The sequence below is a fragment of the Mycobacterium sp. M26 genome (genome assembly GCF_001494595.1).
GTDB lineage: Bacteria > Actinomycetota > Actinomycetes > Mycobacteriales > Mycobacteriaceae > Mycobacterium.
This window is the reverse complement of record NZ_LN929908.1, coordinates 2,684,729-2,710,118: the sequence shown is the minus strand read 5'-3', so window position 1 is coordinate 2,710,118 and position 25,390 is coordinate 2,684,729. Positions and strand designations below refer to the sequence as shown.

Sequence of the window (25,390 nt, the reverse complement as noted above, 5' to 3'; positions counted from 1 at the left end):
GTCACCGCCGCGCGGTCGTGTCGGCCGCGTCCTGGGCGGCGATGTAGCCGTAGACGAGGCCCTGAGCGATCGTCGCTCCCGCGCCCGGATAGGTGTTGCCGAAGGCGTTCGCCGCGGTGTTCCCGATCGCGTAGAGCCCCTCGATGACGGTGCCGTCCTCGCGCAGGACGCGGGCGTGCTCGTCGGCGCGCAAACCGCCGCAGGTGCCGAGGTCGCTGAGCACCATCTTCACCGCGTAGAACGGACCTTTGACCAGCGGCCGCAGATTCGGGTTCGGCGTGACCGTCGGATCGCCGTAGTACCGGTCATAGGCGCTTCGGCCGCGCTCGAAGTCGGGATCCTCGCCGGCGAAGGCATGCTCGTTGAACACGGCCACGGTCGAGGAAAAGGTGTCGACAGGTACCCCCATCTTCGCCGCAAGGTCAGTGAAATCGTCTGCACGAACGGCGATTCCGGCGTCATACCAGGCCTGGGGGATCGGCATGCGCGGGAACAGGTCGGCCGCGAAGACGTAGCTGTTGCGGTAGTGCTGGTCGAAAACGATCCACATGCTCTCCACCGGTGTCCCGGCGGCCTCCAGCTGCAGAATGCGCTGACCGAAGGTCATGTAGTCTGCTGATTCATTGGCGAATCGGCGGCCGTTCTGGTCGACGATGAACGATCCCGGCAGCGACCGTTCGGCGAGCATGACGGCGGGAGCCGCGCCGGGCAACGGGGCCACCGCGGGGAACCACCAGGCTTGATCCATCAGCGCGATCGCGGCGCCGACGTCCTGGCCGATCCGGATCGCGTCACCGGTGTTGGATTCCGCACCGAGGCTGGCATCGCGGGCCAGGGATTCGGACTGGAACTTCCAGCGCATCTCCATGCTGTGATCGAAACCGCCGGCGGCGAGCACGACACCTCGCCGGGCCGTGACGGTCACGGTCTGGCCCAGATGCTCGACGACCGCCCCGGTTACGGCCGCGCCATCGGTGACCAGTTCGACCAGCGCAGTGCGCAGCCAGATCGGTATTCCGGCCCGGATTGCGCCGGCGAACAGGCCGGCGGCCAGTGCCTGACCGCCGGCCGCATAACGTCGCCCGAGGGCAAGCCCGCCGAGTCCCTGCGCCAGCCGCTTGGCGATGGTGGGCACTCCCTTGCGCGGGACCCGGCTCACGAGATTCATCCAGCGGTAGTCCGCGCCGGTGGTCGGCATCGGGAACTTCGCCTCCATGATGCCGGGGCGCAGATCAGGCAGATACTCGCCGAGAATTGCGGTATCCAGTGGACGGCATTCGCATGTGCGGCCCGCCGCGGATCCTCCTGGCGCCTCGGGGTGGTAGTCGGAGTACTCCTTGGCCCAGAACAGCTTCATCGGGGTGGTACGGCGCAGCATCTGCACGGTCGCCGGCAGGTTCGCCACGTAGGCGGCCGATCGCTCCCGGGGGGCCGAGCCCCCGACGACGGCATCAAGGTAGGTCTGGGCTCGGGCTGCGGTGTCGAGGCCGCCGCCCTCGGCGATGACCGGGCTGGCCGGCAGCCACAACGCACCGCCGGATCGGGCGGTCGACCCGCCGACATGAGAGGACTTCTCGACGACCAGGACCGACAGACCACGCTCGTGGGCGGCCAGGGCAGCCGCGAGGCCACAGCCCGAACCGATCACGAGAAGATCCACCTCGGTGTCGGCGACATGTAGTCCGGCGGGCACGGTGTCGTGGCTGGTGACGGTCACAACTCCGAACGATAGGGCCGGATGCGGGGCGTGCGATTCCGATATCCCTTTGAGCGGAACGTGGCGCTTCTCCCGGCCGCGCTGCGCAGTTCAATGGAGTGACAGCCACCAGGCCATCGACCGAAGGACCGACATGACGACACAATCCGGGGCCGACGAGATTCGAGTGATCGAGGCCGGTGCGGTGCCCACCCGCTACGCCCGGGGCTGGCACTGCGTGGGGCTGGTGCGTGACTTCGCCGACGGCAAGCCACACCAGATCAATGCGTTCGGCAAGAAGCTGGTGGTGTTCCGCAGTGCGGACGGTGCCGTCAATGTGCTCGACGGCTACTGCCGGCACATGGGTGGGGACCTGTCCCAGGGAACGGTGAAGGGTAACGAGATCGCGTGCCCGTTTCACGACTGGCGCTGGGGCGGCGACGGCCGCTGCAAGCTGGTGCCGTACAGCAAGCGCACCCCGCGACTGGCCCGCACAGCCTCCTGGCCCACGCTGCAGCAGGACGGCATGCTGTTCATCTGGAACGACCCGGAAGGCAACCCGCCGCCGGCGGACGTGACGATCCCGCGCATCGAGGGCGCCGAAAGCGATGACTGGACCGACTGGCACTGGTACACCACGGTGGTGCACACCAACTGCCGGGAGATCATCGACAACGTGGTCGACATGGCGCACTTCTTCTACATCCACGGATCGCTGCCCACACAGTTCAAGAACATCTTCGAGGGCCACGTCGCCACGCAGTACATGAACAGCGCGGGCCGCCCCGATATCGGCGAGCCCGGTGAAACCCAGATGCTGGGAACCACGTCGGTGGCGTCCTACTACGGCCCGTCCTTCATGATCGACGATCTGACCTATCACTACACCGACGTCGACCACCACACCGTGCTGATCAATTGCCACTATCCCATCGACGCCAATTCCTTTGTGCTGCAATACGGCATCATCGTCAAGAAGTCCGAGAAGCTGCCCGATGATCTGGCCATGCAGACGGCGATCGGTCTCGGTGACTTCGTCAAGATGGGTTTCGAGCAGGATGTCGAGATCTGGCGCAACAAGACCCGGATCGACAACCCGCTGCTGGTCGAAGAGGACGGGCCGGTGTATCAGCTGCGGCGCTGGTATGAGCAGTTCTACGTCGATGTCGCCGATGTCGCACCGGACATGGTGGACCGCTTCGAATTCGAACTCGACACAACCCGCCCCACCGAGGCGTGGATGAAAGAGGTGGAAGCCAATCTGGCGGCTCGGACATCGGCATCCGGACCGGTGGGGTGACGATGGCGGTCCGCTCGGACAACCGGCTCGACGACGCGCCGATGGCGCCGGTGTCCTGTGGCCGCTGTGGTGCGGTGGTCGAGGTGCGCAAGAGCAGCTGGAGCCAGACCAGTGTGCAATGGACGCGACTGGCCTGGGAGCGCTGCGAAGAACGCTGTACGGCAGCCCAATTGGCCGGCCGCACCGACAGAGGTCTGTTCCTGTCCTGCTCGGCGCTGAGCGATTCGATCGTCGAGGCGGTGAAGGCGGGGACGCTAACCGTGTTGGACGATTCGGTCTGAGCATCGCCTTCACGCGTCAGCTGTGTTTCGCGTCCAGCGATCCGATGATCATCTGCATCGCAACCCTCAGTGCGGATTGCAGGTTGACGAAGTCGCCGTGTTCAACCCATTGCACGTAGGCATGTCTGCACGCTTGAATCACCAACTGAGCCGGCAATTCTCGTGAGAAGGTGTCTGTTCCGACGTCGAACCTGGCTTCAAGGAAACTGGTGACCGGCCCAACGAGGTCTTGACCCCAGTCCAGCCATCGCAGCCGATACTGCGGGTCGGCGAGCACCAGTGCCATGAATGCGCGGTCCACGTCGTATTGGTCGCGCTTGGGGATTTCGCTGCCGAACGCCTGGACCAGGACCTCCACGGGGTCACTGTCTGGCTCTGCCTCGGTCAGCACCTGCAGGCTCAGGCTGCCGAACTTCCCGAAGAGTGGCAGGACGACGTCCTCCTTGACGGGGAAGTGGCGGTGGAAGGTTCGAGGCGCAATGCCCACGGCCTCACAGATGCGTTCGACCGTGGCGGAGAAGGACCCCTCGGCGAGGAAGATGTCCCTGGCCGCGATAGCGACTTCGAGTCGCAAGTCGTCAGCGCGCCGTGCCGTCAGGGTGGCCGGTCTACCGGTCGGTGCCAAGCTGTCGTCCCCAATCCGATGTCTGATCTCCCGGTGACCGGGAACCCCGCCGTGAAGTGAGGTGCACCGCTCCTACCGTTTTGTCAGATTCTGCCACACAGGCTGAATCTGACAATGCCGGACAGTCCAACGCTGCTGGGAGGAACCAGTGTCTACCGCCACAAATGAACCCGACGCCAACGCCGAGGAGCTGAACTACGACGACTACACCCACGACTTCATGGGCAAGGTCGGCAACATCCAGGACTTCTCTCCCGACTTCCTCGCCGGGCTGGCCCGCGTTTTCGAAGACGTCTTGAATTTCATGCCGTACGCCCACGTCAAGATCTACTCAGAGAAGGTCGGCATCAACGCGGCCATGGATGTCGCGGCCGAGGTGTCGAGAGCGGGAATGCGACAGGTCATGCCCATGGGTCGGTTCATCGCACCTCCCGGTTGGGACTGGAAAGACGCCCAGTACCAGGCCATTCCGTTTGACGTTCAGACCGAGGACTTGACCAAGCCGGCGTTGATTCGGCTCATCAAGACGTATTGGGACCAATACCTGAAGGGGCACAACTACTTCATCGATCAGTGGACCAAGCTCATCCCCGAGGAGGAGGTGTGGCTTGGACTGCCGGACATGTACCAGCTGATCATCGACTACCAGTACCCGAAGCTGGCCAAAGTCTTCAAGATCGAGCCCGTGCACGTGGTGGACTTCCTCAAGCTGGCAGTACTCAGCATCGACGGCACCCTCGGTTATGGCGGCGAGTACATCGTCTACAACCCGGACCACGTGGTACTGAACATGCGTCGTTGCGAGGTACTGCAGAAGTACACCGATGAGGGCCTTTACCCGCCGGCGCGGGCGTGGATGAATTGCACCTTCGAGCAACGCATCTCCGCGCCGTTCTTCCCGGGCTGCAAGCTCGCAATCAACCTGCCGCCCAAGGATTTTGCCTTCGCGAAGGGCGAACCCTTCTGTGTGTGGACCTACACCCGCGGTGAAGACAACCACGCGGCGGCCGCGGCAGCGCCGGATCCGCGCGCGACTGCTACGAAGCGCATTCCGCTGATGGATGTGACGGTGTCGGAATGAGGGGGAGAGCTCAGCGAGATGTCCCGTCGAACACCTCGAGAGAGCCAACGAATCCACGATTGATCTTGACCCGCTCGATCAAGTGCCAGGATCCGTCAGCTGCCCGCCGCCAGACGTCACGGTAATCGCCCAGTGTGTACAAGCGCCGGATCGGATCGTTGGTTGAGTCAAGGTGAACGTCGCGGATATAGGACCGGCTCACGGCCCGCTCGCCCGAAACCTCGATCACGATGTTGCCGAGCAGGTGCTGGGTAGCACCGCAGTGGTCCAGATAGCCACGGATGAGCTCAATGATGGCGGGGCGACCCGTCACTCGACCCGTCCCGAAGTCGCCTTCGGCGTCTTCGGCGAGGATCCGCTCCATCGTCGCCCAATCGCGGTCGTCCATCGCGCGCGCGAACAGAATCAGCGCGCGCTCGATGGCACGTTCGTCAACCAACTGCGTCAGAGAGTCTGAATCCACGGAGTCATTATGCGAATTGGAAGGCACTCACCGGCGCGTCATCGGGATAGCTGGCCGGCCCGCCCAGATCGTAGGCAGCGTTCAGTGCGGCGATGAACTGCGGATCGTGCAACGGCTCGCCCGGGACGTCGAGCGCAATGCCCTTGCCCTTGAGATCGTCGACCATCATGCCGATGGCCCGCTCGATCGTCATGTCGTCGGTGCCGTCCATGTTCTTCTTCAGTTCGTCGAAGTCACTGAACACCTCCGCCGACCAGTGCACGAGGAATCGCAACTCGTCGGTGTGGTGCCGCGCAATGACGTCCTCGCCGTTCTTCAACAGCCAGCGATCAGGGTCGTCCGGATCCCCGGCGAAGACCGTGTCGAATTGCAGGCCGGCGGGAACCTGTTGCTCGAGTGGGCCATTGGCCTCGCCGCGATGCACCATCATCTCGTTCTGCACCACGACGGCGCGGTTGTTGATGGGCGGCAGAACTCGTGCGGGCGGCTTGAGCGGGCCGTCGGGCCAGTAGGTGAAGCCGGACCCCTCGTCCAGTGAGAACCAGGTGATCACCTGAGCCATCTTGATCAGGTAGTCGGTGAACAGTCCGGACTTGCCCATCACGCTGCACAGCCAGGTGGGCGCGTTCTCGTGGCGCACCCCGCGGAAACTCGGCGAGTCGAGGTGACCGGGGTCGCGGTTGGCGCAGGGACCGTTGATGTTGAACAGCATCATCTCCGGCTTGGCGTACTGCGCGTTCCAGTAGCTCTTGGCGTGCTCGAGAAAGTCCGAGTTGTAGAAGCAGTCGTGCAGTTCGGGGTAGAGCACGGTGCCGTAGTTGGCCAGATAGCCGCGGAACGTCGGGGTGAGGAACAGATCCAGCGACGGGGTGAAACCCTCGGGAAACGCTCCGCTCATGGTGGCCATCAGTTCGTCGGCCGATGCGAAATGCTGAGCGATGATGAGCTTCCACGGACCGTTGTTGTGCACCACGTCGAGCAGTCGTTGCCGCTGATCGGCGGTGTAGACGTTGCTGATCTCCCGCGGGGGAGCCACCGGGCGCAGGATGTCGGACAGTTCCAGACGCTGCTGGTCAGTCAGCATGATGGTCTCCTTCGGTGGTGAGGCTCTCGATTGTGGTGGGCAGTGTGGTCGGCGAGCCGGCGACTGTCCGGTGATCGGGAGGCTCGCTGAAGTTCAGCGGGTGGGCGAACTTTGCCCGCAGTAGCGCGCCCACTTCCGCGATGGCCAGCCGGCCTCGCGCGGTGGTATCCGACCGCATCAAGAATCCGTGGTACATGCCCGGATAACGCGTCACCGTCGTCTGCACCCCCGCGTCGCGCAGGCGGCTCGCATAGCGTTCTGCCCAATCCCGGATCGGGTCGCACTCGCCGGTGACCACGATGGCGGGCGGCAGTCCGCGCAGATCCCGCGCGTAGGCCGGGACCTGGTACGGGTCTCGAGGCGGTCCCACCGCGCCGTCGACCAGTTCGTGCATGAACAGGATGTCGTCGTGACGCAGCATCGGGGCCTGGGGCATCGAGGTGATCGACGCGGCGCCCATGTCCCGGTCGAGGCCGGGGTAGAGCAATACCTGCGCGAAGATCCGCGGTCCGCGGCGATCGCGGGCGGCCAGTGCCACGGCCGCGGCCAGTGACCCGCCCGCGCTGTCGCCCGCAACCACGAGGCGTTGCGGGTCGAGGCCGAGGGTATCGGCCTGGGCGGCAACCCATTCGGTGGCCGCGTAGGCGTCGTCGAATTGCGCGGGCGGCGGTGATTCCGGGGCCAGCCGGTAGTCGACGGCCACCACCGCGGCCGCGGTGGCGTGTGCCAGCTCGCGCGCCAGTGGCTCGAAGGAGTGATTGCTTCCCATCACGAGTCCGCCACCGTGGAGGTACACCACCACCGGCGGGCACGGCTCGGCGGTGGGTCGGTAGAGACGCAGGGGGATCGGTCCGGCCGGGCCCGGGGCTGTCAGATCCTCGATATCGGCCATGGCTGGCAGGTCGGGATGTGGCGCAGACTCGAGTCCGGCCCGCACGGCAGCCAATCCCCGGACCCGCATCGGCGTCAGCTCACCGAAGGAAGCGACACGGCGGGCTGCGTCGGGGTCGAGGTCGGGACCGTGCATGTCAGCTCGAGGTGGGATCGAATCGGCGCCGGGTTCGTAGCCGCGGCGCTTCCTGCGCGGTCAACACCTGGGCGCGCTCCACCATGGCCGACCCGACGTAGTCAGGTTGGGTGATCAGGTAGAACCGGTCGCGGCTGGTGGCTTGTTCGAAGACCACCTCGGCAGCGGTCAGCGGGTCCATGGCGTCGGCCTTGATGTCCAGCATGGCGGACCGCTGAGCCTCGGCGGCGCCGGTGTCACCGGACTGAACACCGCCGGCGGATTCGAAGATGTTCGATTTCACCGCGCCGGGGAGCACCGCCTGAACGTGAATGTGGTGGGCGTGGCCGGCGGATTGAACTTCCAGATGCAGGCACTCGGTCAGAGCGAGCACGGCGTGCTTGCTCATGATGTAGGGCGCTTGCAGGGGGACCACCGCGACCCCGCCGATCGAGGACATGTTCCACACCCACGCCGGCGCGTCAGTCGCCATCATGCGGGGCAGGAAGGCCCGGATTCCGTTGAAGACACCGGTGATGTTGATGTCGACGACACGCTGCCAGTTGCGGACGGGGGTATCCCAGAGATAGCCGAATTGTTCGACACCGGCATTGTTGACCAACAGTCTCACCTCGCCCACCTCGCGGTAGACGCGCTCGGCCAGTGCCTCGACGGCGTCGGGGTCGCGCACATCGCACACGGCGTCGATCGCGCAACCCCCTGCGGCAGTGAGCTCGTCGCGCAGAGCTGATACGGCGACCGCGTCGATATCGGCCAACACGACCGTCATGCCCAGTCGACTGGCGTGGCGGGCCAGGCCGGCGCCGATTCCCGCACCGGCTCCGGTGATGACCGCGACGCCGCCCGCGAACGTCTCGCGCGCGCTCACGTCAGGGTCGTGGCGGCGTGCTGCGCGAACGGCACCGAGTCTTCAGCGTCGAGCACCACGGTCAGTGCGGTGAGTACCAGCCCGTCTGCCGAGCGCCGGATACCGGCGTCGACGACACCGCTGGACACCGCGAACGGCACGTTGTTGGTGATCTGGTTGACGAACAGGTAGAACCGCGCGGTCGTCACGTTAACGTCGGAGCCCGTGCGGAAAACGTTGGTGGCGTGGTGCCGACAGGGATACGGGTTCTCGTTGCGGTGAGCGATCAGCCACGCGAGAGTGTCGGCTTTGCCGTGCAACTCCGCGGCCAGCAGGTGCTCGAACGGGCAGTTGCCGGAGTCGGAGCGGCTCAGGTACTCCATCTCCTCGCCGAGACGGGCGCCGACCTCGTCGAAATGCCCCTGGTCGTAGTGATACCAGAATCCCGCGATGAACTCCTGAATCTCGCTCAGGGCGATCTCGTTGCTCATGGCCGCAGTCAACCCGGCTCCACCCGGGGCCGGAACGCCGCCGCCCGGTGAGTGGAACACGGGACTGGAACCGTCAGGTCGGCAGACTGAAGTGGGTACGAAGGTCCCGTTTGAGGAGCTTGCCGCTGGGATTCTTCGGCAGCTGGTCGACGAAGAAGATGTGTTTGGGCGTCTTGAACCCGGCGAGGTGCTGCCGGCAGTGGGCGAGCACCTCCTCGGCACTCAACTCCGCACCCGCACGGGGGACCACCGCGGCCACGACAGCTTCCACCCACACCGGGTGCGCGAGCCCGAATACCGCCACCTCCTCGACTCCGGGGTGCAGGTAGAGGACTTCCTCGACCTCGCGGCTGGCGACGTTTTCCCCGCCCGTTTTGATCATGTCCTTCTTGCGGTCCACCACGCGCAGAAACCCGGCGTCGTCGTAGAAGCCGAGATCTCCGGAATGAAACCAGCCCCCGCGGAACGCCTCGGTCGTCTTGGCCGGGTCGTCAAGGTAACCCAGCATGAGATGCGGGCTGCGGTGGGCGATCTCGCCGATCGTCCCGGGTGCCACCGGTGTGTCGTCCTCGTCGAGGATCACCGTCTCCACATTGAGTACCGGGCGTCCCGCGGCACCGGCGTGGTCCTCCTGATCAGCCGGCCCCAGCGCTGAGGCCAACGGAGCGATCTCGGTCTGGCCGTAGAAGTTCCAGAGCTGGAGGTTGGGTAGCCGACGCCGAAGTTCGTGCAGGATCTCCGTCGGCATCGCGGAGGCCCCGTAGTACCCCTTGCGCAGGCTCGACAGATCGACCTCATCGAAAACCGGGCTGCGGAGCAGACTGATCCACACCGTCGGCGGGGCGAAGTAGTTGGTCACCGCGTAACGCTCGATCGTGCGCAACACCACCTCCGGGTCGGGGCGAGGCAACAGGATGCTGGTCGCGCCCAGGTACAGATCGGTGGCCAGGAAGTTGTCCAGCTGCGCGCAGTGGTACAGCGGCAGCGAATGGATCTCGACGTCCTCAGCGCTCATGGACCCGGCAGTGATCGTGCTGACGTACTGCCACATCAGACTGCGGCTGGTGTGCATGGCGCCCTTGGGGCGTGACTCGGTGCCGCTGGTGTACATGACTCGCAGCAGTTGGTCGTCGTCCACCTGCGGTGTCGGCGCGGGTGACGCGGTGCTCAGAGCGTGCTCGAAGTCAGTCCATCCCGGTGGCGCCGCCAGTCCTTCGGTGGCGATCGCGATCCGCGTCGCGATGTCGCCGCTGTGAACCATGGCCTGCTCGGCCGCGGCGGCGAGCTCGGCTTGAACGATGAATCCCGTTGCGCGGCAGTGGCTCAAGATATACGCGATCTCTTCGGCGGTGAGCATGAAGTTCAGCGGCACCAGCACCACCGCTGCGCGGGCCGTGGCGAACGCGAGCACCGCGTACTGCCAACAGTTGCGTGCCAGCAGCGCCACGCGGTCCCCGGGCCGCAATCCGTTGTCGCTCAGCGCTGCCGCCGCGCGGTCGACAAGCTGCTCGAATTCGGCGAACGTCAACCTCACCTCGCCGTCGATGATCGCCACCTTGTCCGGATAGCGTCGGGCGGAGCGCCGCGGAATGTCGCCGAGACCATGGCCGCGGGCGGAGCGAACCAGGTCGGCGAACCCACGTTTATCGTCGTTGTGGTGCACGCGCTGCATGGCGGGACTGTAGATCGCGCCCCGATAGCCCACGACGGATCTCCCGCTGAGTAGACAACAGCATCCCCGGGGTTGGGACGCGCTCCCATACTCGGGTGCCATGAGCATGGGACCATCTGCCGTTGCGCAGACCACCGAGGTCGACAAGAACGTGCTGCGCGAGCACCTGCTCCGGGCTGATCCCGGTGTGCTGGTGGCGGTGCTGGCACAGCTGACCGGCGATGAGTCGGTCATCGATCGCTACGGTCCCGCGATCGAGCACGTCCCCGACCCACCGGAACAGGCGGGCACCACCGATCCCGTCACCGCCGAAGCGCTCGCCGACGAGATCGTGGCCGGGTCCCGCGACGGAGCGCGTCCCCGACCCACCGGAACAGGCGGGCACCACCCAACCCGGTCACCGCCGAAGCGCTCGCCGACGAGATCGTGGCCGCACTGGGCCGGCCGCGGCCCGCCGGCGCGACCGCTCCCGACGACCGCGAGCTGTTCGTCAGGTTGCTGCCGATCGCACTCGGCACGGATGTCGATGACGAGCAGGTGGACCTGCTGCTCGAGCAGGGCGGGTTCCGGCCCTCACAGCCGACCTTGCCCAGAACCGCTCCGATTCCGCCGACCACGACGATGGCGATCATCGGCGCCGGGATCGCCGGGATCGCCGTCGCGTTGAGCGCGGCCGAAAGCGGGGTTCAGTTCACCATCTTCGACCGCAACGACGAGGTCGGCGGGACATGGCTGACCACGAAGTATCCCGGAATCGGGGTGGACACCCCGTCGGCGTACTACTCACTGTCGCGAGAGGTGAACCCGGACTGGTCGAGCTACTACCCGACCGGCGCGGAGTACCAGGCCTATCTGGTGGCGCTGGCCGACAAGCACGACCTGCGTCGCCACATCCGGTTCGGTACCGAGGTGGAAGCACTGTGGTGGGATGAGCCGCGCCAGCAGTGGCAGATCCACTCCTGCTCGGCTGACGGCACTCGCAGCGTCGACTACGCCAGTGTTGTGGTCACTGCCGCCGGCTACCTGAACCGGCCCCGATTCCCTGACCTGAAGGGCCGAGACTCGTTCTCCGGAACCAGCATTCATTCGGCGCAGTGGGACCCGGAGCTGGACCTGGCCGGCAAACGGGTGGCGGTGATCGGAGCGGGTTGCACCGCGGTCCAGATCGTGGACGCCTGCGTCGACGAGGTGGCGCACCTCACGGTGTTCCAACGTCAACCGCACTGGGTGGCACCGCGTAAGCGGCTTTCCGACGACGTGCCCGAGCACCGCCGCTATCTGGGACGGGTGCTGCCGTTCTACGCGATGTGGCACCGGCTCAAGTCGTACTGGGCCACCGCCGATAACAACTACCCGGTGATCCTGCGGGATCCGGAGTGGGCGCACACGCACCTGTCGATCTCGCCGGCCAACGATGTGCTGCTGCAGATGTGCCTGGAGTACATCGATCGCATGTTCGGCAGCGGAACGGAGTTGGCGCGCAAGGTCACCCCGGACTTCGCGCCGTACGGCAAGCGGATCATCCGGGACCCCGGCGGCTACTACGCCGCGCTCACCCGCGACCACGTCGATGTGGAAGCCAGTGAGCCCGCCGAGGTCAACGCCGCAGGTATCCGCACTGCCGACGGCCGCCAGATCGACCTCGATGTCATCGTGTACGCGACCGGTTACCATCTCGACTTCCTGTCGACGGTCGATATCCGCGGGCGAAACGGCAAGACCTTGGCGCAGGAGTGGGGTGACAGTCCGCGGGCCTATCGGGGCGGAACCGTGCCCGGATTCCCGAACCTGTTCATCACTTCGGCGCCCAACTACAGCCCCGGACACGGCGCAGGCGCCAACTTCTCCATGGAAGTCCTGGCCCACTACATCGTGGAATGCCTGCAGCTCATGGCATTACGCGATGCCACGTCGATCGAAGTCACCCAGCAGGCATTCGACGACTACGTCGCCGGAATCGACGAGGCGATGGCGCGCACCGTGTGGTGCCACACTCCGAACGCCCACACCTATTACCGATCGGCGTCGGGCCGCGTTGTCGTGTCCACGCCGTACCGGCTGGTGGATCTGTGGCGAGCGCACCGCGCTCCCGTCGAAGAGGACTTCATTCTCCAATGAGCGGCATACTCGCCGGGCGAACGGCATTGGTCACCGGAAGTAGTCGAGGTATCGGGCGCGCGATTGCCCAGCGACTCGCCGCCGAAGGCGCCACCGTCGCGGTGACGGCACGGGCGTATACCCCGTCTCCGTCGCTGCGCAACGGGCTCAGCAGTGCCTTGCCGGGCACCATCGCCGAGACGATTGCGCTGATCGAAGCCGCCGGTGGCCAAGCATTCGGTCTGGCAGCCGATCTGGAAGACGACGCGGCCCGCGCCGGTCTGATCGATGCGGTGGTGGAACGCACCGGCCGCATCGACATCGTCGTCAACAACGCCGGCTTTGCCGACTACGGACTGGTCGAAGACATGTCGCTGGAGACCTTCGACAGGACCGTCGAGCACTATCTGAAGACACCGTTCGTCCTAACGAAAAGAGCTGTGCCACATATGCGCAGACAGGGCGGGGGATGGATCGTCAACATCGGCTCGGTGACAGGGGTGGCCCCGGTGCGGCCGTACCGCGATTACAACAAGACCGCCGGCGACGTCGTGTACGCGTCGTGCAAGGCGGCCCTGCACCGCTTCACCCAAGGTGTCGCCGCCGAACTGCTCGACGCGAACATCGCGGTGAACTGTGTCGGACCGTCAACGGCCGTGCGGACTCCCGGTGCTGCGGCACTGATACCGGAGACATTTCCCACCGAACCCGTGGAGTACCTGGCCGAGACGGTCCTGGCGATGTGTCATCTACCGGCCGAGCAGCGGACCGGTCTGGTGGCCTTCAGCTTGCACTTCCCCTGGGCGCAGGGGATTTCGGTGCACACGCTCGACGGGCTGACCGAGTTACCGCCGTTGGAGCCGCCGTCGACGGCGAATCCGAACATCCTGCCCGCGGGACTGTGACCGGCCGCTCTCAGAGCACCGCGGCGGGTGCGTCACAAAAGCTGTGGCACACCCGATCCCGCACGATCATGTCCGTCGTCTCGGGATCGAACCACCGATCCACCACCGCCCAGTGGATGGGGTGCATCAGGTAAGGGCCCATCAGACCGTCGACATCGGTGAATTCCTGTTCGAAGACGTGGGTCCACTGCGTCGCACCGATCGCCTCGTCGACCCGGCTCAACTGCCATGCCTGGATCGTCGGCACATAGCCGGGCATCATTCCCAGTTCGCGTTCGAAGGCAGCGAGATTGGCAGCCGGCACCTCCGGCGGTACTCGCAGCAACAGCGTCCGGTACACGCTGCCGACACCACGGCGCCGGGGTGTTCCCCGATAGGTGACCCCATTGGCCCTCGTGATCGCCGGATCACGCAAGGCGGCGTCGAATCCGCTGCCAGCCCAGCTGTTCTGGTCGGAAAAGCGAAGGTGGACAAGAATATCGCCGCCGTTGCGTGACCCGGGCAGCGTCGGCTGTACCACGGCGCGCAGTGAACCACTGGCCGCGGCGGCGTCGGTGAGCGCGCTTAGTACCCGGCCACGCTCGGACTCGACGACATCGAGCAACCGCGTGATCCCAACCGTGGTGGTGCCGGCGGAGTCCGGCAGATTCACCTGGGGTGTCTCGGTATCCAGATGCGCGGCGCGGGAGGCAACACTGCGGTTGCGCTCGAGCACAAGTCCTGAGATGTCCTGCCACCAGCGCGCTACCGCCGGATCGGGGCGAGCCTGCCACGTCATCTGCCACCAGGCCTGCGGGCTGGGTAGCGACCACGTGATGGTGACGGTGTTCGGTTGCTCGCCGGCCAGTATCGGTGGGCTCACCACGACATCGCGTAAGTCCATCCCGCGATCGCGTGCGCCCGGTGCATAGCCGGTCAGATACGCGTCGAGGAACTCCCGCGCGCAGCCCGGGGCGGTGACCACGCGATCGATGACGAACACCTCGGTCATGGTCGGTCGAATACGTCGCGGAGCGCCTGGGCGGCTTGCCGCCTGGCCTGGTGAGCGATGTCGAGGATGGGCATTGTCATGAATCCGTGGATTCCGCCCTCGAACATGCTGATGTTGGTCGGTACTCCGGCCGCCGTCAACGCATCCGCGTACGTCATGCCCTCATCACGGAGCGGGTCGTGGCCGGCCAGCACGACGACAGCCGGCGGCAGTCCGGTCAGGTCCGCCTCCAGCGGGGAGGCATGGGGATGGCGACGATCGTCGACCGCAGGCACGTACTGATCCCAGTACCACCGCAGGGCCGGGCGTGGGTTGTAGTAGCCCTGTCCGAAGCGGTGATAGGACGCGGTGTCGAAGTCGGCGGCGATCATCGGATAGAGCAGCATCTGTGCGGTGAGGGCCGGGCCGCCCTGGTCGCGCGCCATCACCGCGGTCACCGCGGCGAGGTTGCCGCCGGCGCTGTCTCCGCCAACGGCAATCCTGGTGGCGTCGCCGCCGAGTGCGTCAGCGTGCTCGGCGGCCCATCGGGTGGCAGTGAGGACATCCTGTGCTGCGGTGGGCCAGCGGTGCTCGGGTGCAAGCCGGTATCCGACCGAGACCACCACGGCGGGAACGAGATTGGCCAGGCTGCGGCACAACCCGTCGTGGCTGTCGAGGTCGCAGAAGACGAAGCCGCCGCCGTGTGCGTAGACGAGAATCGGCAGTTTCTCCGTCGAGCTGGGGCGGTAGGTCCGGACGCCGATGCTGCCGCCGGCGACACCGACCCGGTGGTCGCTGACCTCGAACACGGGTTCTGGGTTCGGGTTGGGGACGAAGCGGCCGCGGATCGTCGCGCGGGCCTGCGCGCCGGTCATCGTGTGCACCGGGGGGAAACCCGAGTCGAGGTTCTCCAGCAGGCCGGCGATCTGAGGATCGAGCGTCACGCCGGTTGCAGGGTCGCCGGCTGGCGCGGGCCGATGGGGCGCGGCCCGGGTGCCAGCGGTCGCAGTGGCTGAAGGGTCGGTGCGACGCGCCCGGGACCTTCCTGTGCTCGTCGCCAGATCCCCATCGCGGTCATCCGTACCGGCGCCACCAGGCTCTCGAACGCCATCCGTCGCATCGGGCCGCAGACCGAGACGGCGGCCACCGCCTTTCCTGCCGGACCGATGGGCGCGGCCACGCAACCGAAACCGGGCAACGACTCTTCCCGCTCGAAGGCCGCCCCGTGCGCGCGGACCTTTTGCAACTCGAGGGCTAGCTGGGCGGTCGTCGCGATCGAGAATCGCGTCTTGCGGTCGGACAGGTCGACGTCGGTGATCTCTTTGTCGGCGAGGATGGCCTTGCCGACCGCCGTACAGTGCGCCGGCTGACGGCCGCCGACGCGGGTCGGGATCGCGGTTCCCAGCTGATCGCCGATCTTCTCCAGGTAGACCACATCGGACCCATCCAGCACCGCCAGGTGCACGACCAATCCGGTCGCCCGGTGCAGATCGCGCAGCAGCGGAATGGCTGCGCGGTGAATGCGGTCCTGGTGAAGCGCCAAGGAACCCAGCTCGACCAGTCGCATCCCCAGTTCGTAGTCGCGGCCGTCGCGACGTAGCCAGCGCAAGGCGACGAGGCGTTCCAGCATCCGGTGTGCCGACGACCGGGGCAAGCCGGTGCGGCGCACGATCTGCGCCAGGGTCAGCCGTCCCGGTCCGTCAAAGGACTCGAGCACCAGCGAAATCCGATCGATGACCGCGCTCGGAGTCTCGCCAGCCTTGTCGACAGCCGTTGTCATCAGTCCTCCCAGTGTCCGAGACATACCCGATAGGTATATGACTATTAGTCATATAGTTCTAGCATGGGATGTGGGCGCTGTCACATGAAACGCCGGTCCTCGTCTCACCGAGTCGCCTCCGGCGCCGAGGGTTGAGCAGGTGGGCATCGCTCGAACAGAGAAGCTGGCACAGAGGAAGGGACTCAATGACCGACACACTGCACGGCAAGGTCGTCGTGGTCACCGGCGGTGCGCGGGGGATGGGCGCCGCCTTCGCCCGCACGGTGGTCGACCGCGGCGGTCAGGTGGTGATCGCCGACGTCCTCGACGACGACGGCGCCGCAGCCGCCGCGGAGCTGGGATCGGCGGCCCGCTACATCAGCCTCGACGTGACCGACCGGCAGCGCTGGACGGCCGTGGTGGACTTCACCCTCGCCGAGTTCGGGTCGTTGACCGGGCTGGTCAACAACGCCGGGGTGTCGACGGGGCAGTTCATCGAACACGAACCGGTCGACCACTTCCGGTCGGTGCTCGAGGTCAACCTGGTGGGTGTGTTCAACGGAATGCAGGCCGTCATCGCACCGATGCGCGCGGCCGGTGGCGGGTCGATCGTGAACATCTCCTCGGCCGCTGGCCTGATGGGCCTGGCCCTGACCGCCGGATACGGCGCCTCCAAGTGGGGTGTGCGCGGCCTGACCAAAGTGGCCGCCGTCGAGCTGGGCCCCGACCGCATCAGGGTGAACTCGGTGCACCCCGGCATGGTCTACACGCCGATGACGTCCGGCATCGGAATTCAGGTGGGGGAGGGCAACTTTCCCGGTGCGCCGATGGAGCGCGTGGGTGTTGCCGAGGAGGTCGCCGGCGCGGTCGCGTACCTGCTGTCCGACGACGCCACCTACACCACGGGATCGGAGATCGCCGTCGACGGCGGCTGGACCGCCGGGCCGACCGTGCGCTCGATGATGGGCGGGTGATTTCGGCGCGCTTACCGTCGCCAGGCGACGGTAAGCGCGCCGAAGTCGCGCCTTAGAGCCGTTCGACGATGGTGGCGTTGGCCATGCCGCCGCCCTCGCACATCGTCTGCAGACCGTAGCGACCGCCCCGCTGTTCGAGTGCGTTGACCAGGGTTGTCATGATGCGGGCGCCGCTGGCGCCCAACGGATGTCCGATCGCGATCGCCCCGCCGTTGACGTTGGTCTTGGCGAGGTCAGCACCGGTGTCGCGGGCCCACGACAGCACCACGGGGGCGAAGGCCTCGTTGACTTCGAACAGGTCGATATCGGCGATCGTGAGTCCGGCCCGCGCCAGCACCTTCTCGGTCGCCGGGATCACCCCAGTGAGCATGTAGAGCGGATCGGAGCCCACCACCGTGGTGGTGTGGATGCGCGCCAACGGTTTCCACCCGTGTGACCGCGCCACCTCGCTGGTGGTGATCAGCACCGCGGCGCTGCCGTCGGACAGGGGAGAGGAGTTGCCGGGCGTGATGTTCCAGCCGATCTGCGGGAACCGCTGGGCCACCGCCTCGCTGTAGAACGCCGGCTTGAGTCCGGCCAGCGTCTCGACGGTGGTTCCCGGGCGGATGATCTCGTCGGTCTGCAGGCCGGCAACCGGTGCCAGTTCGTTGTCGAACAGCCCGTCCTTGGTGGCGCGGGCGGCCTTGTCGTGGCTGGCCGCCGAGAATTCGTCGAGTTCGGCGCGGGACAGGTTCCAGCGCGCCGCGATCAGCTCAGCGCTGATGCCCTGGGGTACAAGGCCTTCGGAGTAGCGGTGGGCGAACCCGACCCCGAACGGGTCGCTGCCCGGCAGGACCGAGGATCCCATCGGAACCCGGCTCATCGACTCCACGCCGGCGGCGATCACGATGTCGTAGGCGCCGGCGATCACGCCCTGGGCGGCGAAGCTGATCGCCTGCTGGCTGCTGCCGCACTGACGGTCGACGGTGGTGCCGGGCACCGACTCCGGGAACCCGGCGCCGAGCAGTGCGTTGCGGGCGATGTTGACCGCCTGGTCGCCGACCTGGGTCACCGCGCCGGCGATGACGTCGTCGACCTCGGCCGGATCCAGCCCGGCGCGGGTCACCAGCGCGGTGAGACTGTGCGCCAGCAGGTCGGCGGGTAGGACACCGTGCAGTGCCCCGCCGGGCTTGCCCTTGCCCACCGGTGTGCGCACCGCGGCGACGATGACGGCGTCGCGTCCTGACGATCCGGTCATGAGGTCCTCCTGAAACTCTTCGCTGAGTATTGTGTTATATACCTAGCTATACCACCTAGGTATACTTCGAACAACCCAGACGAAAGGTGACGTCGGTGACAGTCCTGCAAGGGCCCCTGACCGACCGGGCCAGCTGGTCGGCCGTGGGGCGATGCCCGATCGAGAAGACCATGGCTGTCGTCGGCACCAAATCGGCGATGCTGATCTTGCGGGAGGCCTACTACGGCACCACCCGCTTCGACGACTTCGCCCGCCGGGTCGGCATCACCAAGGCGGCCACCTCCGCACGACTGACCGAGCTCGTCGAGGCCGGTCTGCTGACCCGGCAGCCCTACCGCGAGCCGGGCCAGCGGGTGCGTGACGAATACGTGCTGACCCAGGCGGGCACCGATCTGATGCCGGTGGTGTGGGGCATGTTCGAGTGGGGCAAGCGCCATCTGCCCGACGACACCCGGCTGCATCTGACCCACGTCGGCTGCGGCGCCGAGGCCACCGTCGAAATCCGCTGTGCGCAGGGGCATCCGGTACCGCCCGACGAGCTGGGGGTTTCGGTGCGGCGCCGAAGCGGTGGTGATTGAGCCGAGTTGGCCCGACCGGCGTCTAGCATGATCCGGTGGACAACCAGCTGGCCTACATCGATCAGGCGTCCTTTCTGGGCTTGCGAGCCCTCGGACACAGCCCGCAGGAGCAGTTCTGCTGGATCTACGACCGGCCCATTGATATCGACGCGCTGCGCCGCCTGCACGCCAATCTCGGCTACACCCTGCTCGGCCGGTTGATCGAGCGCTCGCCGCTGCCGTTCGGGCGGCATCGCTGGGTGGCCGCAGCGCACCAGGCCGACCTCGACGTCGCGCCCGCACCCAGGCCGCGCGAGGAGATGCTGGCCTGGTTCGACGAGCAGATGTACAAGCCGATCGACCCCGAGCACGGCCCGGCCTGGCGGATGGCGGTCCTGCCGTTCACCGACGGTGGCGGTGCGGTGACGTTGATCGTGTCGCACTCGGTGGCCGACGGGAGCGCGGCGGTGCTGTCCGTCGTGGCGGCGCTGCACGGCCACAAGATCGATCTGGGATACCCGCCGCCGCGATCCCGCCCCCGCGGGCGTGCGCTGCGCGAGGACCTCCGCGAGATCGTCCGAGCCCTGCCGGAGATGAAGACGGCCCTCGGTGCGGCGATCAAGCTGGGCCGCGAAGAGAGCTCGGGGCCCAAGCCGGCACCCGGCGAGAAGCCGCCGGTAGACCACTCGCCGGGAGCCAAAGACCTGACCATCATCCCGACGGTGGCCGCTTACGTGCCCTGTGAGGTGTGGGACGCCCACGCCGCGAGCCTCGGCGGGACCAGCAATTCCCTGGTGGCCGCGGTCGCCACCCGGCTGGGCAAGGCGCGCGGCCGGATCGGACCCGACGGCCTGGTCACGATCAACTTCCCGGTCAGCGAGCGGACCCTGACCGACACCCGGGCCAACGCGTTGACCGGGATGACCATCCAAGGCAACCCCGACGAGGTGACGACCAGCCTCACCGGTCTGCGCACCAGCGTCCGCGAAGGGTTCAAGAGCCTTGAGAAGGAAAGCAACAAGCTGATCGCGCCGCTGCCCTTGATCCCGCTGACCTCCAAGCGCCTGCTGCGCCGGCTCGGCGGTATGGCTCAGGGCGTCGACAAGTCGGTGGGCTGCTCGAACGTCGGTGAGATCCCCGAGGACGTGAGCCGCATCGACGGCGGCGAGGCCACCTCGTTCTGGGCTCGCGGTGTGGAGTGGCCCACCACTCGTGAGCAGTTCGACGAGATGGGTGGATCGCTGATGGTGGCGTCGATCCGGATGGCGGGGACGATCCTGGTGCTCGCGCAGTCGTGGCGGGCCGGTGGACCCAACACCAAGGAAGAGTTGGCCGAACAGTTCGACCAGGCCCTCAAGGACATGGGAATCACCGCGACCCTGTTCTAGTGCTGTGAGCTGGGCCGAACCCGTGAACAACCCATGACGCTAGTCACACGGGCTAGGATCGAACAACGGTTAGTTCTACTATGTAGCGGTGCTAACTGCAGCCGTGGGACCGCGTCAGGCTGATCTGCAGGAAGCGAAGGGGGTCAAGGCATGAGTCTCGACAGCCAGACCTATACCTCCGCGCACTCGCAGCCCGAGCCCGCGCCGTCGGCGCAGCCCGCCGGTAAGGCCGACGCCACCAAGACCAAGAAGAAGCGTGGCGGGGTGCTCCACGGGTTGCGCAAGGTGTGGCTGCCGTTGGTCATCGTGATCGTCGTCGCCATCGCCGGCTTCGCCGTCTACCGACTGCACGGCGTCTTCGGCAAGACCGAACTCACCCGCCCCGGCAGCGGCCTGGCCAACGACACCAAGCCGTTCAACCCCAAGACCGTGGTCTACGAAATCGACGGCCCGCCGGGAACGGTGGCCACGATCAACTACCTCGACCTCGACGCCACCCCGCAGATCGCCCGCGACGTCACCCTGCCGTGGTCGCTCACGCTGACCACCACCGCGCCGGCTGCCTCGGCCAACATCGTGGCCCAGGGCGACAGCGACACCATCAGCTGCCGGATCACCGTCAACGGTGAACTGAAGGACCAGAAGACGTCGACGGGCGTGAATGCCCAGACCTTCTGTCTGGTCAAGTCCGCATGATCACCCTGAACAAAGACGAACGACCGCAGGCTGACGAGCACGGCAAGCGTCCGCACATCGCCCAGTGGATTCGCTGGCTGTCGGTCCCGATCATCCTGGCCTGGCTGGCCCTGACCGTCATCACCAATGTGGTGGTGCCCCAGATCGAGATCGTCGGTCAGGAACAGTCGGTGCCGATGGCGGCGCCCGACGCGCCCTCGACGATCGCGATGAACACGATCGGCAAGACGTTCAAGGAGTTCAACTCCAACACCTCGGTGATGATCGTGCTCGAGGGCGAACAGCCCCTGGGTGATCCGGCGCACAAGTACTACGACGAGATCATCAACAAGCTCAACGCCGACAAGAAGCACGTCGAGCACGTTCAGGACTTCTGGAGCGACCCGCTGACCGCCTCGGGTGCGCAAAGCGAGGACGGCAAGTCCGCCTACGTCCAGGTCTATCTCGCCGGAAACATGGGCGAGGGGCTGGCCAACGAGTCGGTCGAGGCGGCCAAGGCGATCGTCGAGAGCGTTCCGGCGCCACCCGGGGTGAAGGCCTACGTCACCGGGCCCTCGGCACTGATCGCCGACACCCACATCGCCGGTGACCGCAGCCTGCAACTGATCACCCTGCTGACCTTCGGCGTCATCACGGTGATGCTGCTGTTCGTCTACCGCTCGGTCGTCACCGTTCTGCTCGCGATGTTCATGGTGTTCCTGGAACTCGCCGCCGCTCGTGGCGTGGTGGCCTTCCTCGGCTATCACCATCTGATCGGGCTGTCGACGTTCGCGGTCAACCTGCTGACCATGCTGGCCATCGCCGCGGGCACCGACTATGTGATCTTCCTGTTCGGGCGTTATCAGGAGGCCCGCGCCAAGGGCGCCGATGTCGAGTCGGCCTACTACGACATGTTCCACGGCACCGCCCACGTCATCATCGGGTCGGGCCTGACCATCGCCGGCGCCATGCTGTGCCTGCACGTCACCCGAAGTCCGATGTTCAGTTCGATGGGTATACCCCTGTTCATCGGCATGCTCGTGGTGGTCGCCGCCGCCATGACACTGGGGCCGTCGGTGGTGACGGTGGCCAGCCGCTTCGGTCGCCTTGAGCCCAAACGTGCCTCTCGCGAACGGTTTTGGCGGCGCATCGGTACCGCCGTCGTGCGCTGGCCCGGGCCCATCCTGGTGGCCACCACCGCACTGTGCCTGGTCGGGCTGCTCGCGCTGCCCGGCTACCACACCGACTACAACGACCGGCACTACCTGCCGGCGGACATCCCGGCTGCCGAGGGCTTCGCCGCCGCCGAACGGCACTTCCCGGCCGCTCGCCTCAGTCCCGAACTGCTCATGCTGGTCAGCGACCACGACCTGCGGAACTCGGCGGACTTCCTGGTGATCGACCGGGTGGCCAAGGCGATGTTCCACACCCCGGGTATCGGCCGGGTGCAGACCATCACCCGCCCGCAGGGCTCGCCGATCGAGCACAGCTCGATCCCGTTCCTGCTCGGCATGCAGGGCACGACGCAGACGATGAACCAGTCGTACCTCGATGACCGCATGAAGGACATGCTGAAGATGGGTGACGACATGAACGTCTCCATCAACACCATGCAGCAGATGTACGACCTGATGGGCGAGCTCAACGAGACCACCCACAGCATGGTCGGCAAGATGGACCTGACGCTGGCCGACATCCAGACGCTGCGCGACCACATCGCCGACTTCGACGACTTCTTCCGGCCGATCCGCAATTACCTGTACTGGGAACCGCACTGCTACGACATTCCGCTGTGCTGGTCGATGCGCTCGGTCTTCGACACCCTCGACGGCATCGACACGATGACCGACGACTTCCAGAACCTGGTGCCCAACTTGCATCAGCTCGACCTGTTGACGGCTCAGATGCGCACACTGATGCCGCCGATGATCGAGACGATGAAGTCGATGCGGACCATGCAGCTGACCATGCAGAGCACGCAGGCCGGCATGTACGACCAGATGGCCGCGCAGCAGGAGAATCAGAGCGCGATGGGCAAGGCCTTCGACGAGGCCAAGAACGACGACTCCTTCTATCTGCCGCCGGAGGCGTTCGACAACCCCGACTTCAAACGCGGCATGAAGATGTTCATCTCGCCGGACGGTCACGCGGTGCGGTTCATCATTTCCCACGAGGGTGACCCGATGTCGCCGGAAGGCCTCAGCCACGTCGAACCCATCAAGAATGCGGCGTTCGAGGCTATCAAGGGCACTCCGCTGGAGGGCTCCAAGATCTATCTGGCCGGCACCGCGGCGAGCTTCAAGGACATGCAGGACAGCGCGAACTACGACCTGCTGATCGCCGGAATCGCGGCCCTGTGCCTGATTTTCATCATCATGCTGATCATCACCCGGGCGGTGGTGGCCGCCGCGGCGATCGTCGGCACCGTGCTGCTGTCGCTGGGCACCTCGTTCGGCATGTCGGTGCTGGTGTGGCAGGACCTCATCGGCCGTCCGCTGCACTGGATGGTGCTGGTGATGTCGACCATCATCCTGCTGGCCGTGGGGTCGGACTACAACCTGCTGCTGGTGGCCCGGCTCAAGGAAGAAGTCGGGGCCGGGATCAACACCGGCATCATCCGGGCGATGGGCGGCAGTGGGTCGGTGGTGACCTCGGCCGGCCTGGTGTTCGCGGTGACGATGGCGGCGATGGCGTTCAGTGAGCTGACCATCATCGCCCAGGTCGGCACCACGATCGGTATGGGCCTGCTGATCGACACCCTGGTGATCCGGTCGTTCATGACACCGTCGATCGCCGCGCTGCTGGGCCGCTGGTTCTGGTGGCCGCAGCGGGTGCGGCCACGTCCGGCGCCCTCGCCGTGGCCGCAGCCCAATACTGCTCCCGCTCAGGCGGTTTCGGCCGACACCTAGGCCGGCATCACTTCATGGCGTTGCGCGCGCCGTCGACACAGCCGCGCTCGAACTGTCCGCTGTGCGCGGCAGCCTGGCCACGGCAGTTGACGGTGATCGACTCCTCGCGGGCCTGATAACCGCCCTCGTGCACCCAGCGCTGGCCGTCGGTGTAACCCGCCCAGTAGGACGAGTCCTTGCGCTCAGAGGTCAGCATGAACACCACGGCGAGAAGTGCGAACACGACGAGCACCAGCGCGGTGACGAACCACCGTCTGGCCAGCCACGGCCGCAACCACTGCGGCACCCAGCGAGTCACGGCACTGATTGTTCCACCCACCGCGAAGTAGTCTCGCCGTTGTGCTGCATCTGCGCGTGATCGCACCCGAGGAGCTCTCCGACGATGTGGTCGGCGTCCTGCGCGGCCATGTGGGCGTCACCCACATCGTGGTGCATCGCGGCGCCGCCCTGGAACCCGAAGGCGACGAGATCACCGCCGATATCGCCAGGGAGAGCGCGAACGAGGTGGTCGACGATCTCAAGGCGCTCGGTCTGCGCCACCGCGGCGCCATCACCCTCGACGTCGTCGACACCGTGTTGTCCACGGCGGCTTACCGCGCCGAGAAGGAAGCCGATGGCGATCCCGGGGATGCGATCGTGTGGGAGGAACTGGCCGCCCGCACCCGCGAGGAATCCACGCTCAACGTCACCTTCCTGCTGTTCCTGTGCCTGGCCTGCATGATCGCCGCCGTCGGTGTGGTGACCGACTCGCCGGTCACCGTGGTCGGTGCGATGGTGGTGGGCCCGGAGTTCGGCCCGCTGGCCGCGCTGGCGGTCGCCCTGGTGCGCCGCCGGATGGATCTGGCCCGGCGGGCCTCGATCGCGCTGCTGTTCGGCTTCCCGGTGGCGATGGCAGCCACCGCCGCGTTCGTGCTCGGATCTGGCCCGGCGGGGCTCGATCGCGCTGCTGGTCGGCTTCCCGGTGGCGATGGCAGCCACCGCCGCGTTCGTGCTCGGCGGTGAGGCACTGGGGTGGATCCAGCTGCAGAGCACCCGCCAGCTCAATGAGGTCGACTTCATCTTCCAGGTCGGCCCGCTGTCATTTGTCGTCGCGCTGCTGGCCGGTGCGGCGGGCATGCTCTCACTCGTCTCGGCGAAATCCGCCGCGCTGGTCGGGGTGTTCATCTCGGTAACCACCGTTCCCGCAGCAGGTTTCGCCGTCGTCGCCGCGTCGGTGGGGGACTGGGACATCGCCGCCGAATCCGCCGCCCAGCTGCTGGTGAACCTGGTCGGCATCACGGTGGCCGGGGTGCTGGTGCTGTCGGTTCGCCGCCGGCATGCGGGCCGGCAGCCGCGCGTTCCCGCCAAGTAAG

General features: G+C 66.3%; 22 protein-coding genes and 2 pseudogenes. 11 read left to right on the top strand and 13 right to left on the bottom strand.

Annotated features, from left to right (window positions below):
- Position 1: 1 nt before the first annotated feature.
- Positions 2 to 1,717, bottom strand: a complete 1,716-nt coding sequence (locus BN3385_RS22240) for a 3-ketosteroid-delta-1-dehydrogenase (RefSeq protein ID WP_059020060.1) — start codon at positions 1,715 to 1,717, stop codon at positions 2 to 4.
- Positions 1,718 to 1,850: 133 nt separating this feature from the next.
- Here BN3385_RS22240 and BN3385_RS22235 point away from each other — a divergent pair, with 133 nt between their 5' ends.
- Both BN3385_RS22235 and BN3385_RS22230 read left to right on the top strand, forming a co-directional pair.
- Positions 1,851 to 2,996 carry a 3-ketosteroid-9-alpha-monooxygenase, oxygenase component gene (locus BN3385_RS22235; RefSeq protein WP_059020058.1) on the top strand — a complete coding sequence of 382 codons (1,146 nt, stop codon included), beginning with the start codon at positions 1,851 to 1,853 and terminating at the stop codon, positions 2,994 to 2,996.
- Between the two features lie 2 nt (positions 2,997 to 2,998).
- Positions 2,999 to 3,277, top strand: a complete 279-nt coding sequence (locus BN3385_RS22230) for a hypothetical protein (protein ID WP_059020056.1) — start codon at positions 2,999 to 3,001, stop codon at positions 3,275 to 3,277.
- Between the two features lie 16 nt (positions 3,278 to 3,293).
- Here the strand turns inward: BN3385_RS22230 and BN3385_RS22225 are convergent, their stop codons facing one another.
- The gene (locus BN3385_RS22225; protein WP_231748791.1) at positions 3,294 to 3,851 is read right to left on the bottom strand and encodes a TetR/AcrR family transcriptional regulator; all 558 of its coding nucleotides are present in this window, start codon (positions 3,849 to 3,851) and stop codon (positions 3,294 to 3,296) included.
- A gap of 199 nt (positions 3,852 to 4,050) precedes the next feature.
- On the opposite strand from BN3385_RS22225, the gene BN3385_RS22220 reads away from it, so the two are divergent.
- Complete coding sequence (locus BN3385_RS22220; protein ID WP_231748790.1) at positions 4,051 to 4,983, top strand: hypothetical protein; 933 nt, start codon at positions 4,051 to 4,053, stop codon at positions 4,981 to 4,983.
- A gap of 10 nt (positions 4,984 to 4,993) precedes the next feature.
- Here the strand turns inward: BN3385_RS22220 and BN3385_RS22215 are convergent, their stop codons facing one another.
- The 6 genes from BN3385_RS22215 to BN3385_RS22190 all read right to left on the bottom strand — a co-directional run bounded on the left by BN3385_RS22215 (position 4,994) and on the right by BN3385_RS22190 (position 10,567).
- Positions 4,994 to 5,446, bottom strand: a complete 453-nt coding sequence (locus tag BN3385_RS22215; protein WP_286141844.1) for a nuclear transport factor 2 family protein — start codon at positions 5,444 to 5,446, stop codon at positions 4,994 to 4,996.
- Between the two features lie 7 nt (positions 5,447 to 5,453).
- Entirely contained in the window at positions 5,454 to 6,530 is a 1,077-nt protein-coding gene (locus tag BN3385_RS22210; protein ID WP_059020052.1) for a hypothetical protein, read from the bottom strand.
- A complete protein-coding gene (locus BN3385_RS22205) occupies positions 6,520 to 7,557 on the bottom strand; it encodes an alpha/beta hydrolase (RefSeq protein WP_059022316.1) in 1,038 nt (345 codons plus the stop codon). Before BN3385_RS22205 ends, BN3385_RS22210 begins: the two co-directional genes overlap by 11 nt.
- A 1-nt stretch (position 7,558) precedes the next feature.
- Entirely contained in the window at positions 7,559 to 8,425 is an 867-nt protein-coding gene (locus BN3385_RS22200; RefSeq protein WP_059020050.1) for an SDR family NAD(P)-dependent oxidoreductase, read from the bottom strand.
- Positions 8,422 to 8,895: a hypothetical protein gene (locus BN3385_RS28735; protein WP_059020047.1), complete on the bottom strand. Its 474-nt coding sequence runs from the start codon at positions 8,893 to 8,895 to the stop codon at positions 8,422 to 8,424. Before BN3385_RS28735 ends, BN3385_RS22200 begins: the two co-directional genes overlap by 4 nt.
- 73 nt (positions 8,896 to 8,968) lie before the next feature.
- Positions 8,969 to 10,567, bottom strand: coding sequence for a fatty acyl-CoA synthetase (locus BN3385_RS22190; protein WP_059022314.1), 1,599 nt, complete (start codon positions 10,565 to 10,567; stop codon positions 8,969 to 8,971).
- A gap of 100 nt (positions 10,568 to 10,667) precedes the next feature.
- On the opposite strand from BN3385_RS22190, the pseudogene BN3385_RS22185 reads away from it, so the two are divergent.
- Together BN3385_RS22185 and BN3385_RS22180 are read left to right on the top strand one after the other, a co-directional pair.
- Positions 10,668 to 12,685: pseudogene (locus BN3385_RS22185) on the top strand (flavin-containing monooxygenase).
- Positions 12,682 to 13,569 carry an SDR family NAD(P)-dependent oxidoreductase gene (locus tag BN3385_RS22180; protein WP_059020045.1) on the top strand — a complete coding sequence of 296 codons (888 nt, stop codon included), beginning with the start codon at positions 12,682 to 12,684 and terminating at the stop codon, positions 13,567 to 13,569. The pseudogene BN3385_RS22185 and the gene BN3385_RS22180 overlap by 4 nt, the downstream one beginning before the upstream one ends.
- A 10-nt stretch (positions 13,570 to 13,579) precedes the next feature.
- On the opposite strand, the gene BN3385_RS29380 is transcribed toward BN3385_RS22180, so the two are convergent.
- The 3 genes from BN3385_RS29380 to BN3385_RS22165 all read right to left on the bottom strand — a co-directional run bounded on the left by BN3385_RS29380 (position 13,580) and on the right by BN3385_RS22165 (position 16,319).
- Positions 13,580 to 14,182: a Dabb family protein gene (locus tag BN3385_RS29380; protein ID WP_059022312.1), complete on the bottom strand. Its 603-nt coding sequence runs from the start codon at positions 14,180 to 14,182 to the stop codon at positions 13,580 to 13,582.
- Positions 14,183 to 14,556: 374 nt separating this feature from the next.
- Positions 14,557 to 15,483 (bottom strand): LipP1 family hormone-sensitive lipase, encoded by a 927-nt coding sequence (gene lipP1 / locus BN3385_RS22170; RefSeq protein WP_059020043.1) that lies wholly within the window; start codon positions 15,481 to 15,483, stop codon positions 14,557 to 14,559.
- Positions 15,480 to 16,319: an IclR family transcriptional regulator gene (locus BN3385_RS22165; RefSeq protein WP_059020041.1), complete on the bottom strand. Its 840-nt coding sequence runs from the start codon at positions 16,317 to 16,319 to the stop codon at positions 15,480 to 15,482. Before BN3385_RS22165 ends, lipP1 begins: the two co-directional genes overlap by 4 nt.
- A gap of 185 nt (positions 16,320 to 16,504) precedes the next feature.
- Between BN3385_RS22165 and BN3385_RS22160 the strand changes: the two genes are divergently transcribed.
- Positions 16,505 to 17,272 carry an SDR family oxidoreductase gene (locus tag BN3385_RS22160; RefSeq protein ID WP_059020039.1) on the top strand — a complete coding sequence of 256 codons (768 nt, stop codon included), beginning with the start codon at positions 16,505 to 16,507 and terminating at the stop codon, positions 17,270 to 17,272.
- A 52-nt stretch (positions 17,273 to 17,324) separates the two neighbouring features.
- Here BN3385_RS22160 and BN3385_RS22155 read toward each other — a convergent pair whose 3' ends face one another.
- Positions 17,325 to 18,509, bottom strand: coding sequence for a thiolase family protein (locus BN3385_RS22155; protein ID WP_059020037.1), 1,185 nt, complete (start codon positions 18,507 to 18,509; stop codon positions 17,325 to 17,327).
- Between the two features lie 95 nt (positions 18,510 to 18,604).
- Between BN3385_RS22155 and BN3385_RS22150 the strand changes: the two genes are divergently transcribed.
- The 4 genes from BN3385_RS22150 to BN3385_RS22135 all read left to right on the top strand — a co-directional run bounded on the left by BN3385_RS22150 (position 18,605) and on the right by BN3385_RS22135 (position 24,038).
- Positions 18,605 to 19,087: a winged helix-turn-helix transcriptional regulator gene (locus tag BN3385_RS22150; protein WP_059022310.1), complete on the top strand. Its 483-nt coding sequence runs from the start codon at positions 18,605 to 18,607 to the stop codon at positions 19,085 to 19,087.
- Between the two features lie 35 nt (positions 19,088 to 19,122).
- Positions 19,123 to 20,454: a hypothetical protein gene (locus BN3385_RS22145; RefSeq protein WP_059020035.1), complete on the top strand. Its 1,332-nt coding sequence runs from the start codon at positions 19,123 to 19,125 to the stop codon at positions 20,452 to 20,454.
- Between the two features lie 264 nt (positions 20,455 to 20,718).
- Positions 20,719 to 21,150: an MmpS family transport accessory protein gene (locus BN3385_RS22140; RefSeq protein ID WP_059022308.1), complete on the top strand. Its 432-nt coding sequence runs from the start codon at positions 20,719 to 20,721 to the stop codon at positions 21,148 to 21,150.
- Positions 21,147 to 24,038, top strand: coding sequence for an MMPL/RND family transporter (locus BN3385_RS22135; protein ID WP_059020033.1), 2,892 nt, complete (start codon positions 21,147 to 21,149; stop codon positions 24,036 to 24,038). Before BN3385_RS22140 ends, BN3385_RS22135 begins: the two co-directional genes overlap by 4 nt.
- A gap of 7 nt (positions 24,039 to 24,045) precedes the next feature.
- Here BN3385_RS22135 and BN3385_RS22130 read toward each other — a convergent pair whose 3' ends face one another.
- A complete protein-coding gene (locus BN3385_RS22130; protein WP_156432848.1) occupies positions 24,046 to 24,336 on the bottom strand; it encodes a hypothetical protein in 291 nt (96 codons plus the stop codon).
- A 41-nt stretch (positions 24,337 to 24,377) separates the two neighbouring features.
- Between BN3385_RS22130 and BN3385_RS22125 the strand changes: the two are divergent.
- Positions 24,378 to 25,389 (top strand): annotated as a pseudogene (locus BN3385_RS22125) (DUF389 domain-containing protein).
- Position 25,390: the final 1 nt, after the last annotated feature.

Coding starts and splice junctions, on each gene's coding strand:
- BN3385_RS22165 (WP_059020041.1), bottom strand. CDS start 16,319: ATGACAACGGCTGTCGACAAGGCTGGCGAGACTCCGAGCGCGGTCATC.
- BN3385_RS22135 (WP_059020033.1), top strand. CDS start 21,147: ATGATCACCCTGAACAAAGACGAACGACCGCAGGCTGACGAGCACGGC.
- BN3385_RS22155 (WP_059020037.1), bottom strand. CDS start 18,509: ATGACCGGATCGTCAGGACGCGACGCCGTCATCGTCGCCGCGGTGCGC.
- BN3385_RS22205 (WP_059022316.1), bottom strand. CDS start 7,557: ATGCACGGTCCCGACCTCGACCCCGACGCAGCCCGCCGTGTCGCTTCC.
- BN3385_RS22160 (WP_059020039.1), top strand. CDS start 16,505: ATGACCGACACACTGCACGGCAAGGTCGTCGTGGTCACCGGCGGTGCG.
- BN3385_RS22230 (WP_059020056.1), top strand. CDS start 2,999: ATGGCGGTCCGCTCGGACAACCGGCTCGACGACGCGCCGATGGCGCCG.
- BN3385_RS22180 (WP_059020045.1), top strand. CDS start 12,682: ATGAGCGGCATACTCGCCGGGCGAACGGCATTGGTCACCGGAAGTAGT.
- BN3385_RS22190 (WP_059022314.1), bottom strand. CDS start 10,567: ATGCAGCGCGTGCACCACAACGACGATAAACGTGGGTTCGCCGACCTG.
- BN3385_RS22235 (WP_059020058.1), top strand. CDS start 1,851: ATGACGACACAATCCGGGGCCGACGAGATTCGAGTGATCGAGGCCGGT.
- BN3385_RS28735 (WP_059020047.1), bottom strand. CDS start 8,895: ATGAGCAACGAGATCGCCCTGAGCGAGATTCAGGAGTTCATCGCGGGA.
- BN3385_RS22210 (WP_059020052.1), bottom strand. CDS start 6,530: ATGCTGACTGACCAGCAGCGTCTGGAACTGTCCGACATCCTGCGCCCG.